Below are 14,281 nucleotides of genomic sequence, written 5' to 3' on the forward strand. Positions count from 1 at the left end.
CAGTGGTATCATTACCAGTGAATGTAAAGAATAATATACATATTAAAGGAGTTAAATGAATGTTTAATTTAGAAGGAAAAACATATGTCATTATGGGTATTGCTAATAAGAGAAGTATTGGTTTCGGCGTAGCAAAAGTATTAGATGAACTTGGCGCTAAATTAGTATTTACTTACAGAAAAGAACGTAGTAAAAATCAACTTGAAAAATTATTCGACGAACTAAAAAACCAAGATGAAGCATATTTATATGAATGCGATGTTCAACAAGACGATCACGTTGTAAATGCTTTTAAAGAAATAGGAGATAAGTTCGGTAAAATAGATGGCGTTTATCATTCAATTGCTTTCGCTAATATGGAAGATTTACGTGGTAGATTTAGTGATACAACAAGAGAAGGATTCTTACTTGCACAAGACATCAGTTCTTATTCTTTAACAATTGTTTCAAGAGAAGCTAAAAAACTTATGCCTGAAGGTGGCAGCATCGTTGCTACTACATACTTAGGCGGAGAATTTGCAGTTCCTAACTATAATGTTATGGGCGTAGCTAAAGCAAGTTTAGAAGCAAATGTTAAATATTTAGCAAGTGATTTAGGCGTAGATAATATCCGTGTTAACGCAATTTCTGCAGGACCAATCCGTACTTTAAGTGCTAAAGGTGTAGGTGGATTTAACTCTATCCTTAAAGAAATTGAAGAACGTGCGCCATTACAACGCAATATAGACACAGAAGAAGTAGGTAAAACAGCTGCTTACTTGCTAAGTGATTACTCTAGCGGTGTAACTGGTGAAAACATTCATGTTGATTCAGGATATCATATCGTAAAATAATTATTAGTTTGGGAAGTATACTAGGCTCATAAATAGTGCTCACAATTCGTTGTTGTTTAACCTTCGAATTGTGAGTTTTTATTTATATGAAATGATATTTAAAATGGGAGAGAGATTTCGTAGTCCCGCCCCGGTAAGGATGACTAGGATTGAAAAAAGCTTGATATAAGTGCATTTTCAATTTAATCAGCTACTGCTGTCATAATAAAGAGGTCTGATACATTGTTATGTCTCAGACTTAAACACGAAATACAGTCCGATAAATAAAATTATCGAACCGCAAAATGAATATAGCTTGAAATAAGGGCAGCGTACAATAAAAAAAGCCGAAACACAAATGCCGTGTTTCGGCTTTTTAAATAGTCATTATTTTAAATCATTATCTACTATTGGATCATCTTCTACCGTTCTCGATGCTGTTGAACTTATTGATTGTCTATGTGTGTATACATTTCTAACAATTGTCTTAATAACAGCATAAGTTGGTACAGCAATTAAAATAGCTACGAATCCTCCTAAATTACCAGCTGCTAATATAACAGTAATAATTGTTAGGGGATGAATGCTTAAAGTCTTACCCATAATATTTGGTGTAATAACATTACCTTCTAATTGCTGACAAATTAACGTAATAATACTTACCCATATAAACATCACTGGATCTTGAATTATTGAAATAATGGCTGCTGGTATGAAAGCTAACCATGGTCCCAGGAATGGTATCATATTAGTTACTAATGCGAGCAAGGCAAGTAATAGGGCGTAGTCTAAGCCTACAAATGTATAACCGATATAAAGTAACACACCTAAGATTAGACTGACTGTTACTTGGCCTTGTATATAAGCTTGTAGCGTTTGGTTAATGTCTTTACATAAATTAACTACGAACCACTTTGTACGTCCTCTAAATGGTTTAGCGATAAACGGGATAAATCTTTCATGATCTTTCAACATATATATTAAGAAGAAAGGTACCAAAATTAATAAGAAAAGTGTTGATACTAATGAAGATATATATCCAAATAAGTTTGAAAGCATATCTGTCACAATACCACTAATACTTTCTATAGAGTCATTAATTTTTTGAGAAATGTTATCTGGTAGTCTATCTCTTTGTTGTAAAGCATAATCTACTGCATTTTGTACTTCACGCTGGATGTAAGGCATGTTTCTAATTAAATTGTTAATTTGATCTGTTACTAGAGGTGCAACTATAGAAATGAACAACATAATAACGAATACTAATGCAATCATTAAAATAGTGATGCTGCCCCATCTAGGTATTTTCCTTTTTTCTAACATTTTTTGAAATGGTAAACAAATATAGAATAAGAAACCACCTAATAATAAAGGTAATAAAATCGATTGAACAATAACAATGATTGGATAAAAAATCTGATTAATTTCCATAAATACTTTTATGATTAGAAATGTTAGGAGAATGGCGATTCCTGAACGGAACCAAGCTTTATTTAACAAGAGCGTACCTCCTTTAATCTAGTTTTGTATACCATTATATTATAAGCGAAAAATGAAAATTGACAATGATTATTGGAAATACTTTTAAATCTATATTCGTAAATTAATCTATACTAATTTTAAGTTGTACGGATTAGAATAAATATTAATCTTTCATGAATAGAAAGTTAATAGTATTTTAAACTATATTAATATAAAAAAAGATTAAATCAACAAAGAAAACGCTTACAAATAATATAATTATTAAGTGAAAAAATATATTGATTGTGTTTTTATACATGGTATAATCATAACAAGATAATTTCCAAATTTTCAGAATTCAAAAATTATCTTACAGGCTTACAACAAAGGGGAGATTATTATGGAATCTATTGTTAGCTTTGCCAATGATATAGTGTGGAGTAAAGCCCTTGTATATGGTTTATTACTTACAGGAATTTTATTCTCATTTATGATGCGGTTTTTTCAAATTAGACATTTTAAAGAAATGATAAGGTTAATGTTTCAAGGGGAAAAGTCACCTACAGGTATTTCTTCTTTCCAAGCGATAGCAGTTTCATTAGCTGGTCGTGTTGGTACTGGTAATATTGTAGGTGTTGCGACAGCGATTTTCATCGGTGGTCCTGGTGCAGTATTTTGGATGTGGGCAACCGCGTTCCTAGGTGCTAGTTCAGCTTTCATCGAATCAACGCTCGGTCAAATTTATAAAAGAGAAATTAAAGGTCAATACCGTGGGGGCCCTGCTTACTATATAGAAACTGGTATAAAGGGTAAAGCAGGAAAAATTTACGCAGTTATTTTTGCACTTGTTACAATACTTTCAGTAGGATTGTTACTACCTGGTGTTCAATCAAATGCGATTGCCTCTTCAATGAAAAATGCATTCGGTTTGAATGCATGGATTATAGCTATTGTTTTAGCAATATTACTAGCGTTAATTATTTTTGGTGGTATTAAATCAATTGCAAATGTAGCAACGGCAGTTGTTCCGTTTATGGCTATTATTTACATAGGTTTTGCAATATTAATTATTATTCTTAATATAGATGCAGTTCCTTCGTTAATTGCGCTTATATTTAAATCAGCCTTTGGAGCTGAAGCAGCATTTGGTGGTATATTTGGTGCCATGATTGAGATAGGTGTAAAGCGTGGACTGTACTCAAATGAAGCAGGTCAAGGTACTGGGCCTCATGCCGCAGCTGCAGCAGAAGTTTCACACCCAGCAAAACAAGGATTAGTACAAGCGTTCTCTGTATATATTGATACATTATTAGTGTGTACAGCAACAGCATTAATGATTTTAATGACAGGTACATTTAATACTACAGATGGTGCTACAAATAAAGATGGATCGCCACATTTAATTCATGATAATGGAATTTATGTAGAAAGTGCTGATGGTAGTAAAGATATGAGTGGTACAGCAATGTATGCACAAGCAGGTATAGATAAAGCATTCTCAGGAGATGACTATACATTTAGTCCAGGCTATTCTGGAATAGGTTCATATTTCATCGCATTAGCGTTATTCTTCTTTGCTTTCACAACTATACTCGCATATTACTATATTGCAGAAACCAACGTCAGCTTTATAGTCCCCTCCGACAAGCAGAAAATATGGATAAATCTTGTGCGGATAGTGCTCATAGCTGCCACAATTTATGGTTGTGTTAAAACGGCGGATGTAGCATGGATGATGGGTGACTTGGGTGTTGGTATGATGGCGTGGTTAAATATTATTGCAATATGGATACTACACAAACCAGCATTACGAGCACTTAAAGATTTCGAAAGACAAAAGAAAGAAAAAGGTTCAGGAAAATATGCAATATATAGACCCGATCCAAATGAAGTTCCAGATGCAAAATTCTGGCATGAAGATTATCCTAAACGTTTAAAAGAATTTGATATTAAAGAATAATTTATAAATATCAAACGCTTTCAAATATGCGCTCTCTACTGTACAATGTATTTATATGTATAGTTGGGAGCGTTTTTTATGGATAAAAAAGTAGGTCTAGTTGATCAAATTAATTTAGAAAGTAAATTTTTAGAAAGGGAAGTGACAGTCTCAATCTATTTACCCAAAGATTATACAGATTTGTATAAACATCATGTGATTATTACTTTTGATGGTCGTGATTTCTTCCAATTCGGCCAAATACATCGAACGTATGAAAAGCTAAGATCTGCGAATCAAATAGATAAAGCAATCATAGTAGGTGTTCACTATGAAAGTGTCGAAGAAAGAAGAAAAGAATTTCATCCAGATGGTTCGCATAGAAAAGAAATGTCAAAATTTGTTGTGAAAGAGCTTTGTCCTTATATTGATAAAACATTTTCTACGTTGAAAGTGGGAAATGCTAGAATACTATTAGGCGATAGTTTAGCAGCAAGCATTGCTTTATTAACAGGTCTAGAATACCCACATCATTTTAGTCAACTAGGTTTATTTAGTCCAATGATTAACGATACCGTTACAGAAAAATTTAAAGCGTGCTCATCATTAGGGTTGTTAAACATTAAACATTATATTGGAAAAGAAGAAAATCATTTTAAACTTATTAGTGGCAATTATGCTGATTTTCTTACACCAAATAGAGCTTTTAGTGAACTTTTACAAAAATATAACATAACTTACGAATATAGAGAATTAGAGGGTGGGCACACATGGAAAACATGGAAACCACACTTAGAAGACATGTTAAGTTACTTTTTAAGTCATCAAAAACAGAAAAGTTTGATATAATAAAATAGAAGACAAACAAAGGAGGAAGTATCATTATGAAATTAGGCATCGTACTTATTCCATCAAAACCATTCCAAGAAGCAGTGAATGCTTATCGTAAAAGATACGATAAACACTATGCGTTAATTAGTCCGCATATTACTATTAAAGAAAAGTTTGACATTGAAGACAATGAACTAGACAAAGTTAAAGATAGACTTGCGGAAACTGCTAAACAACATCAACCAGTAAACATTCAAGTATCAAAGGCGTCTAGTTTTACGCCAACTAAAAACGTAATATACTTTAAAGTAACAAAAACAGATGAATTAGAAGCATTGTATAATGAATTTAATAATAGTGAATTCTATGGTGAAAGCACACATCCATTTGTCCCACATTTTACAATTGCACAAGGTCTTTCTAGCCAAGAGTTTGAAGACATCTTTGGGCAAGTTAAAATGGCTGGTATCAATCATTCAGAAACAATTGATACTATTAAATTAATGAAACAAAATGACGATGAAACTTGGTCTGAAGAAGCATCTTATACATTAGGATAAAATTAAACAATATAAGACATGATTATATTATTTAAACAGATTATTCTAGAACTTAATTGTTCAATAAAAAAACAGAGGATATTCCACTTAAAATGGATATCCTCTGTTTTTTTATACAGTATTTGATCTTTTCTTTCTTCGGACATTTAAAAAGTATATACCATAAAATAAAGCTAAGAATAAGAAAATTAAACTTGAAGCATAAATTGTATAGTATACGTCAGCGAATATTTCTGAAATAACGCCACCTAGTATAGGTCCAATCATCGTGCCAAAACCTTGTACGCTGTTGAATACACCCCATGTTTCTTCTTGTACTTTTGTATCTATATGACTAGCCATAAATGTATTCCATGCTGGCAACAATAGACCGTAAATCGTACCGATTAATAGGGCGATTGTTATAACAATAAATAGCTGTGTTAATAAAGTTAATCCAAAAATAAATGAACTGTAAGCTAAGAAGCCTATAAAAATAATAATATGAGTAAATACTTTAGCGTATTTATCCATCAGTTTTGAAAAGAATAGCATCGAAATTGTACAACCAATACCACCAACTATCAAAATAATCGTATATTCTAAGGTTGTAACACCCATATGTTTAGTTGCGTATGTTGGTAATATTGGAACAAGCATACCTATTGAAGCACCTTGTAAAAATATACCTGGGAATAATAATAAATGTCTCTTTGTAACATCTACAATTTCTTTTAATTGTTTTTTTACAGATTTACTTTCATAATCAGTCAATTGTACTTTAACAAAATAGAACAACACCCAAGCGACTAATACACATAATGCCATCATAAATGAAAATTTAGTCGGATGTAATTTGAATAATAAGTTCATAAATATCATACCTGAAAGCATACCGACTAACCAACTAAAGTAAACATAACCCATTTGTTTACCACGTGATGATTCTTCTACGCTCGAAAGCATAATCACCCATATAGGACTGACTGCAATTCCGAGTAAAATAGCACTCAGAATATAAATAACAGGTGATGGGAAGAAAATAATTAATGCTAAACTTGTAAATGCTAATAAAAAACCACTAGTTAAGATTACAGTTGGACCGAATCTTTTTAATAGAAAACCAATTACGAAATTTGTTAACGCGTCACTTATGAAATGTAAAGAAATTGCTGTAGAAGTAATACCAACAGTCACTTTCGCTGTAGTCGTTGGTAGAAATGGTAAATAACTTAATATATACATACCTCTAGCAAATTCCATCATAAATAAAATGACGAGCATTATCCAAAAATCTTTTTTATAGAATGATTTACCTGATGAAGTATTTGGCATACATAGGGACCTTTCCATAAATTTCATTGTAAGTAAGTGAATCGCTTAGTAATGAAAGTAAATCCTTACAAATTGTTTCAGTTGGTTTTTCTAAATAGTTTTCTTCTAGTAGTTGTGTCATTTCTTTAAGTTCCTCAGGTTGATTTACAAGTGAAATAACTAATTTAGTAGCTTCTTCAGGTGTGTTAGCAACTTTCCCATATCCTTTTTCACTAAAGTATTCAGCATTTTCTAGTTCTTGTCCTGGAGCAGGGTTAAGAAAAATTAATGGTAAGTGTCTAGCAAACGCTTCAGATATTGTTATACCACCAGGCTTCGTAATCATCAGTTGGCTAGAAGCCATCCACTCATTCATATGTTTTGTATAACCTAATATAAGTACGTTTTTATTACCTTTAAAGTATTGAGCTAAATCAGAGCGTAAAGATTTATTGTTTCCACAAATCATGACTACTTGAGAGTCTTTAGCATGTGCATCAATTTTTTCAATCATAGATGAAAAACCTGTAGAAACTCCAAATGCTCCAGCGGACATTAATATAACGCTTTTATTTGGATCTAAATTTAGTTTCATTAACCAATCATGACGATTGATAGGTTCTTCAAACTGTTTTGAAATAGGTATTCCTGTAACTCTAATCGATTCTGAGTCGATACCTATTGAATTAAACTCTTCTTTCAAATCTTTAGTCGCTACATAATAGCGATTTGAGTGTGGTGTAACCCAGTTTTTATGCAAACGATAATCAGTCATAACTGTAGCAATAGGTATGTTCAAATTAAATTGTTCAGTCAAAACAGATACTACTGGCGTAGGGAAAGTCAGTAATATTAAATCAGGTTTCTCTTTAATTAGTAAATTTAACAATTTATTTAATCCATAATATTTATAAAAACACTTATCTATTTGTTCAGGACGACTATAGTAGAAAAATTTATACATATTTCTAAAATATTTGAAGCTATTAATGTACCATTGTTTCGCAATAGAAGTCATAATAGGATGTGCTTCAAGAAATAAATCATGTTGAATGACAGTTAAATGATCAAGATTCATTTCACCAAATTGTTTCACAATACTATTCGTTACTTGTAAATGACCGTTACCAAAAGAACCGGTAATAATCAATAATTTTTTGTTTTGAGAAACCATTAGCCACACTCCGTATTTGTATTTATTATCTATGATAGTTTAACGTATTTTCCTTAATTTGTGAAAAGATATTGCATTTATTACATAATCTATACAATTTCTTATGATTATCTCAACATTTTTATCAATAATTGTTTAGTTAATATGATATTTTCATTTAATTTTGATTTTGAGTAATCTTGAGAAAGTAATACAGGTAACATCACACTAATCGTTTGACTAGCCATCATTCGAAAGGCTAAATCAGCGGGTATATCTTTATCAATTTGATTGTTGTCTTTTAAATTTTGAATATATTGAGAAATAGTGGGTCCGATTGATTGCTTAACAACATCAGTCATTATATTACGGAAATCTGTATTATACATTATTTCTCCAAAAATTATTTTTATTATATTTTTATTATTATCAATGAATTTTATTCTATTATCTACAAATGTGTCAATAAATGCATCTAAATTATCACATTTTGATAATTCTGAACTGAATTCTTTTAACACTTCAGGAGCAACTATCGATTTATATAAAGGTAATAATCCTGCATATAATAATTCATTTTTTGTTTTGAAATGTTTATATACAGTGCCTTCAGAAACTTTTGCCATTCTCGCAATGTCTTTTGTCGAGGTATTATAAAATCCACGTTCACTAAATAATACCGTTGCGCTATTTAATACTGCTTTTTGTTTTTCACTTATTTGTGATTGTTTTTTTAGTTGTTCGTTCATAATTTCTTTAATAGAGCGATTCATAATATAAACCTACACTTTCCGATATCTTTTCATACCTAATATATTTAAGACTAGCAACAAGACAAATATTAGGAAGAGAATAATCCAATTCACATATATATCTGATATTTCATAACCTCTGATCATAACGTTTTGGATTGCATCGCCAGCGTAATAAAGCGGCATTATATGTGCAATATATTGCAATGTTTTGTGCATTGAGTCTACTGGTATTATACCCGCAAAAAACACTTGTGGAACAATAGCTAGAGGTATAAATTGAATCATTTGAAATTCAGATGATGCAAAAGTTGATAATAACAAGCCTAAAGTTAAAGCAATAAATGAAATCAATATATTTGTTATAAATACGAGCGCAATATTTCCTTCTGTTGTCATCTGTAATATATATATTGAATAAATAACAATTAATGCTGTTTGAATAACAGCAAATGTACCATAACCAATTATATAACCTATAATAATTTGATATTTCTTAATTGGAGAGGATAGTGTACGGTCAAGTGTGCCTGAAGTTCTTTCTTTCAGTAAAGAAATACCTGAAATTAAAAAGGTAAAGAAAAATACAAAGAATGCAATTAAAACTGGGCTGATTGTATCAAAATAATTCGTATCTTTATTGCCATGCAAATAGTGATTTGATGTTTCAATTTTTTCAATTTTTGGTTTGTCTTGTTGAGGTAAATCTTGTTTTATGTTGTCTGGTAACTTTTTCGTTATTTCACTTAACATTTTACTTTGATTATTTAACGCGTTTGTTAACTGATTGATATTTTTACTGACTAAAATTTGATTAACCTTTAACTTTAATTGATTCGTTACACTAGGGTCTGAATTTTCATAAGTAATAGAATACTCGTGATTACTATCTTCTACAAAACCATCTAAGTCATCATTTTTAAATTTATCTTTTAGATTTTTATAATCATCATATTGAACTGTTTCAATATTTTTATCATGTAATTGGTTTATTAAATGTTCATTAGCTTGATACGTGCCGATTTTTAACTCTTTAGATTCATCTGAGTAATTAAACAAGAAATAAATTAATGTTAAGATGAGCAGTGGGGCAACGAGCAGAAGCATTAGTGTACGTTTATCTCGCAACACTTGTTTAAATATTCTTGTTGCTATATTAAGCATCTACACCATCTCCTAACTCAAGAAAAACTTCTTCTATCGTGTTGACTTTAAATGATGATTTTATTTCATCAGGTGAACCGTAAGAAATAATATTGCCGTCTCTCATTAATAATAGTCTGTCACATTTATCTGCTTCATCTAACACGTGAGTCGTGACGAGTATCGTTTTTCCTTTATTACGTTCCTCAAATAAATCGTTCCATATAGATTTTCTTAATTTTGGGTCTATACCTACAGTAGGCTCGTCTAAAATTAATATTTTTGGGTTTTGAATAAAACTAATAGCGAGAGAAAGTCTTCTTTTCATACCTCCAGAAAAAGCACTTACTTTTTTCTTGCGTTCATCATATAAATTCACCATCTCTAAAGCACGATGTATATTGGTTTGTAAATTTTGTTCTTTAGTAATATATAATTTTCCAAAGAATAACATGTTCTCGTAAGCAGTTAAATCCTCGTATAATGCATCACTTTGCGCCATATATCCAATTGAACGTAAAATTTTACGGTTAGGTATGTCGACATCTTCAATCGTAATATTACCTGAATCAATGGCTTCCATTCCTAAAATACATTTTATGAGCGTTGTTTTACCAGCACCAGAAGGGCCAATTAAACCTGTGATACAACCTGGTTCAAAATGTGTTGTCATATCATTTAATATATTAACTTTTCCGTATGACTTAGTTATATTATCTACTTTTATCATTATGAACACCTCTTTTATTTTAAAAGTGAGTACTCACTCATTTTACAACTAGATCTATCTTAAGTCAAAACTATAAAATCATATAAAGAAAGTGTATAATAGACCTATTGAAAATAAAGGAGAAATAACGATGAAAGTTGAGACGTTATTAAACAAAATAAAATTAAAGCAAGTTTATGGGAATACAAACCAAGAAGTAAACGATATTACAACTGATTCTAGAACTGCAACTGAAGAATATATATTTGTAGCCTCCCGAGGTTATACAGTAGATAGTCATGAATTTATCCCTAATGTTATTGAACAAGGGTGTACTGTAATCGTAAGCGATAGATATATTGAATTATCTGAAGAAGTACTATTAATTGTTGTAAAAGATACATTAAAAATAGCAAGTATTTTTAGTCATATAATTTTTGAATATCCAAGCCAAAAATTAAAAACAATAGGTGTTACTGGAACGAATGGTAAGACGACAATAGCAACGATGGTACATCATTTAACTAGAGCGCTTGGTAAAAATAGTGCTTATCTTGGAACAAATGGGTTTCAAATTAATGAAACTGTAACGGAGGGTGTGAACACGACACCGGAAACAGTTACATTAACTAAACATATATCCGAGGCTGTTAAGCAAGAATGTGAAAGCATGACTTTTGAAGTATCTAGTCACGGTCTAGTAATAGGTAGACTAAGAGGCGTAGAGTTTGATATTGCGATATTTTCAAACTTAACACAAGATCATTTAGATTTTCATGGAACAATGGAAGCATATGGTCATGCCAAATCATTATTATTTAGCCAATTAGGCCAAGACTATAGAAAAGATAAATTTGTCATATTGAACGCTGATGATGCTTTTTCTAAAGAGCTAGAGCCGGTTACTCCATTTGAAATATTTACATATGGAATAGACAATGAAGCTGATTTTATGGCTCAAAATATTAATGAATCTATCAATGGCGCGACATTTACTTTAACAACGCCATTTGGTGAATATGAAGTTGAATCTCCGTATTTAGGTAAATTCAATATTCTTAATTTATTAGCTAGCCTTCTTGGTGTTTGGGTGCAAGGTTATGATTTAAAAGAAATCATTAAAGCTGTTAAACAGATGCCCCCAGTTGAAGGACGTTTAGAAGTATTAGATAAAAACCTACCGATTGATTTAATTATTGACTATGCACATACATCTGATGGTATCGATAAATTAATTGATGCTGTAAAACCTTTTGTTAAGCAAAAATTGATATTCTTAATAGGTATGGCTGGAGAAAGAGACTTAACAAAAACACCTGAAATGGGTAAAATAAGTTGTCGAGCAGATTACGTTGTATTTACACCAGATAATCCAGCAAATGATGATCCGAAAATGTTAACAGCAGAATTAGCTAAAGGAGCGACACACCAAAACTATGTAGAATTTGAAGATAGAGCAGAAGGTATTAGACACGCTATTGAAATTTCAGAACCAGGAGATACAGTGGTATTAGCATCAAAAGGAAGAGAACCTTATCAAATCATGCCAGGACATATTAAAGCACCTCATAGAGACGATTTAATCGGTCTAGAAGCAGCTTATGAAAAATATGGAGGTAAACCTAGTGAAGATTAGAGAAAGCCATTCTGATAACTTAAAATGTAAAGTTTTTATATACGAGAACAAAAAGGAAGAATACTTTGTTATTTCTATTCCAGATTTATTTTGGTCTATTCAAATTGATTATGATTTATTCGGTGAATCATTAATTGAGCATCTATACCTACATTTATTTAATGTATTAGATGAAGAAGACGCAAACGAATTAGCGAATAGAATTAGCCATTGGACTTCCGAACTATAAGGAGAAATGAATTGTGACAATTAAAGAAGAAGTAGAAAGTAGAAAAACCTTTGCGATTATATCGCATCCAGACGCTGGTAAAACGACGTTAACAGAGAAATTATTACTATTCGGTGGTGCGATAAGACAAGCAGGTACCGTTAAAGGTAAAAAGTCAGGAAAATTTGCTACGAGTGACTGGATGAAAGTAGAACAAGAGCGTGGTATTTCAGTAACCAGTTCTGTTATGCAATTTAATTACGATCACTATAATATCAATATTCTAGATACACCAGGACACGAAGACTTTTCGGAAGACACATATAGAACATTGATGGCTGTAGACAGTGCTGTCATGGTAATTGACTGTGCTAAAGGGATAGAGCCCCAAACTTTAAAATTATTTAAAGTATGTAAAATGAGAGGAATCCCTATTTTTACGTTTATTAATAAACTTGACCGTATGGGTAAAGAACCATTTGAATTACTTGAAGAAATTGAAAAAACTTTAGAAATTGAAACATATCCTATGAACTGGCCAGTTGGAATGGGTCAAAATTTCTTCGGTATTATAGATAGAGAAGAGAAAACTATTGAGCCATTTAGAGATGAAGAAAATGTACTACATTTAAATGATGATTATGAATTAGAAGAAGATCATCCAATTAAAAATGATTCACAGTTTGAACAAGCTATTGACGAATTGATGTTAGTTGAAGAAGCGGGTGAAACATTCGATAAAGAAATGTTGCTTGCTGGAGAGTTAACACCTGTATTCTTTGGTTCTGCATTAGCTAACTTTGGTGTACAAAACTTCTTAAATGCCTATGTAGACCATGCACCAATGCCAAATGGTAGAAAGACTGAAGAAGGTGAAGTAGTTGATCCATTTGATACAGATTTTTCAGGCTTTATATTCAAGATTCAAGCAAACATGGATCCAAAACATAGAGATAGAATCGCATTTATGCGTGTCGTGAGTGGAGCCTTTGAACGAGGTATGGACGTAACATTGCAAAGAACGAAGAAAAAACATAAAATCACACGTTCAACTTCATTTATGGCTGATGATACACAGACTGTTAACCATGCAGTGAGTGGGGATATAATCGGACTGTATGATACTGGTAATTATCAAATAGGAGATACACTTGTAGGAAATAATCAGAAATTCCATTTCGAAAATTTACCACAGTTTACACCTGAAATCTTTATGAAAGTTAGTGCGAAAAACGTTATGAAACAAAAACATTTCCATAAAGGTATTGAACAATTAGTACAAGAAGGTGCTATTCAGTTGTATAAAACATTACACACGAACCAAATTATACTCGGTGCTGTTGGACAGCTACAATTTGAAGTATTCGAACATAGAATGAAAAACGAATATAATGTTGACGTTGTAATGGAACAAGTTGGTAAGAAAATAGCTAGATGGATTGAAAACGAAAAAGATATTAAAGATAATATGAACTCTAGCCGTTCAATATTAGTGAAAGATCGTTATGATAATTTCGTATTCTTATTTGAAAATGAATTTGCTACAAGATGGTTTGAAGATAAATTCCCAGAAATTAAATTATATAGTTTGTTATAAACTAAAAAACAATGTATAATAACGAAGAAAACTAAATAGACCTACGACTTTGTCGAAGGGGAGTAACTTTAGAATGTAAATTCTAGCATATTATCGTCATTACGAAACGCAAGTTTCCGGTAATATGGGCATGTTATAAATGTTAAGTGAGACCTTTGCCTTTTATTAGGCATGGTCTCTTTTGTTT

Annotated in this window: 13 protein-coding genes; 7 read left to right on the plus strand and 6 right to left on the minus strand. The window is 31.4% G+C overall.

The window, feature by feature from the left end; all coding sequences use genetic code 11:
• Nucleotides 1–59: 59 nt before the first annotated feature.
• Nucleotides 60–833, plus strand: coding sequence for an enoyl-ACP reductase FabI (gene fabI, locus ACO6VN_RS03380; RefSeq protein WP_194200931.1), 774 nt, complete (start codon nucleotides 60–62; stop codon nucleotides 831–833).
• 366 nt (nucleotides 834–1,199) lie between these two features.
• Here the strand turns inward: fabI and ACO6VN_RS03385 are convergent, their stop codons facing one another.
• Entirely contained in the window at nucleotides 1,200–2,312 is a 1,113-nt protein-coding gene (locus tag ACO6VN_RS03385; protein WP_017000866.1) for an AI-2E family transporter, read from the minus strand.
• A gap of 361 nt (nucleotides 2,313–2,673) precedes the next feature.
• On the opposite strand from ACO6VN_RS03385, the gene ACO6VN_RS03390 reads away from it, so the two are divergent.
• From ACO6VN_RS03390 to ACO6VN_RS03400, 3 genes are all read left to right on the plus strand, one after another.
• The gene (locus tag ACO6VN_RS03390; RefSeq protein ID WP_228086158.1) at nucleotides 2,674–4,233 is read left to right on the plus strand and encodes an alanine/glycine:cation symporter family protein; all 1,560 of its coding nucleotides are present in this window, start codon (nucleotides 2,674–2,676) and stop codon (nucleotides 4,231–4,233) included.
• Nucleotides 4,234–4,311: 78 nt separating this feature from the next.
• Nucleotides 4,312–5,061 (plus strand): alpha/beta hydrolase, encoded by a 750-nt coding sequence (locus ACO6VN_RS03395; RefSeq protein WP_017000864.1) that lies wholly within the window; start codon nucleotides 4,312–4,314, stop codon nucleotides 5,059–5,061.
• Between the two features lie 35 nt (nucleotides 5,062–5,096).
• The gene (locus ACO6VN_RS03400; protein WP_017000863.1) at nucleotides 5,097–5,603 is read left to right on the plus strand and encodes a 2'-5' RNA ligase family protein; all 507 of its coding nucleotides are present in this window, start codon (nucleotides 5,097–5,099) and stop codon (nucleotides 5,601–5,603) included.
• 111 nt (nucleotides 5,604–5,714) lie between these two features.
• Here the strand turns inward: ACO6VN_RS03400 and ltaA are convergent, their stop codons facing one another.
• From ltaA to ACO6VN_RS03425, 5 genes are all read right to left on the minus strand, one after another.
• Nucleotides 5,715–6,917: a lipoteichoic acid biosynthesis MFS flippase LtaA gene (ltaA, locus tag ACO6VN_RS03405; RefSeq protein ID WP_194200930.1), complete on the minus strand. Its 1,203-nt coding sequence runs from the start codon at nucleotides 6,915–6,917 to the stop codon at nucleotides 5,715–5,717.
• Nucleotides 6,895–8,070 (minus strand): diglucosyl diacylglycerol synthase, encoded by a 1,176-nt coding sequence (locus ACO6VN_RS03410; protein ID WP_194200929.1) that lies wholly within the window; start codon nucleotides 8,068–8,070, stop codon nucleotides 6,895–6,897. Before ACO6VN_RS03410 ends, ltaA begins: the two co-directional genes overlap by 23 nt.
• A gap of 107 nt (nucleotides 8,071–8,177) precedes the next feature.
• Nucleotides 8,178–8,822, minus strand: a complete 645-nt coding sequence (locus tag ACO6VN_RS03415) for a TetR/AcrR family transcriptional regulator (protein ID WP_422404225.1) — start codon at nucleotides 8,820–8,822, stop codon at nucleotides 8,178–8,180.
• A 9-nt stretch (nucleotides 8,823–8,831) separates the two neighbouring features.
• Complete coding sequence (locus tag ACO6VN_RS03420) at nucleotides 8,832–9,965, minus strand: ABC transporter permease (RefSeq protein WP_194200928.1); 1,134 nt, start codon at nucleotides 9,963–9,965, stop codon at nucleotides 8,832–8,834.
• Entirely contained in the window at nucleotides 9,958–10,674 is a 717-nt protein-coding gene (locus tag ACO6VN_RS03425; protein WP_147640943.1) for an ABC transporter ATP-binding protein, read from the minus strand. The genes ACO6VN_RS03420 and ACO6VN_RS03425 overlap by 8 nt, the downstream gene beginning before the upstream one ends.
• Nucleotides 10,675–10,804: 130 nt before the next feature.
• On the opposite strand from ACO6VN_RS03425, the gene ACO6VN_RS03430 reads away from it, so the two are divergent.
• Genes ACO6VN_RS03430 through ACO6VN_RS03440 form a run of 3 tightly spaced genes read left to right on the plus strand, consistent with a single transcriptional unit; the run spans nucleotide 10,805 to nucleotide 14,094 of the window.
• Nucleotides 10,805–12,289, plus strand: coding sequence for a UDP-N-acetylmuramoyl-L-alanyl-D-glutamate--L-lysine ligase (locus ACO6VN_RS03430; protein WP_216683316.1), 1,485 nt, complete (start codon nucleotides 10,805–10,807; stop codon nucleotides 12,287–12,289).
• The gene (locus tag ACO6VN_RS03435; protein ID WP_017000856.1) at nucleotides 12,279–12,518 is read left to right on the plus strand and encodes a YueH family protein; all 240 of its coding nucleotides are present in this window, start codon (nucleotides 12,279–12,281) and stop codon (nucleotides 12,516–12,518) included. Before ACO6VN_RS03430 ends, ACO6VN_RS03435 begins: the two co-directional genes overlap by 11 nt.
• Before the next feature lie 13 nt (nucleotides 12,519–12,531).
• A complete protein-coding gene (locus ACO6VN_RS03440) occupies nucleotides 12,532–14,094 on the plus strand; it encodes a peptide chain release factor 3 (protein ID WP_064204869.1) in 1,563 nt (520 codons plus the stop codon).
• The last annotated feature ends 187 nt before the right edge of the window (nucleotides 14,095–14,281 follow it).

This window comes from Mammaliicoccus sp. JADD-157 (genome assembly GCF_049310805.1).
Taxonomy (GTDB): Bacteria; Bacillota; Bacilli; order Staphylococcales; family Staphylococcaceae; genus Mammaliicoccus; species Mammaliicoccus lentus.

Coding starts and splice junctions, on each gene's coding strand:
- fabI (WP_194200931.1), top strand. CDS start 60: ATGTTTAATTTAGAAGGAAAAACATATGTCATTATGGGTATTGCTAAT.
- ACO6VN_RS03390 (WP_228086158.1), top strand. CDS start 2,674: ATGGAATCTATTGTTAGCTTTGCCAATGATATAGTGTGGAGTAAAGCC.
- ACO6VN_RS03395 (WP_017000864.1), top strand. CDS start 4,312: ATGGATAAAAAAGTAGGTCTAGTTGATCAAATTAATTTAGAAAGTAAA.
- ACO6VN_RS03400 (WP_017000863.1), top strand. CDS start 5,097: ATGAAATTAGGCATCGTACTTATTCCATCAAAACCATTCCAAGAAGCA.
- ltaA (WP_194200930.1), bottom strand. CDS start 6,917: ATGCCAAATACTTCATCAGGTAAATCATTCTATAAAAAAGATTTTTGG.
- ACO6VN_RS03410 (WP_194200929.1), bottom strand. CDS start 8,070: ATGGTTTCTCAAAACAAAAAATTATTGATTATTACCGGTTCTTTTGGT.
- ACO6VN_RS03415 (WP_422404225.1), bottom strand. CDS start 8,822: ATGAATCGCTCTATTAAAGAAATTATGAACGAACAACTAAAAAAACAA.
- ACO6VN_RS03420 (WP_194200928.1), bottom strand. CDS start 9,965: ATGCTTAATATAGCAACAAGAATATTTAAACAAGTGTTGCGAGATAAA.
- ACO6VN_RS03425 (WP_147640943.1), bottom strand. CDS start 10,674: ATGATAAAAGTAGATAATATAACTAAGTCATACGGAAAAGTTAATATA.
- ACO6VN_RS03430 (WP_216683316.1), top strand. CDS start 10,805: ATGAAAGTTGAGACGTTATTAAACAAAATAAAATTAAAGCAAGTTTAT.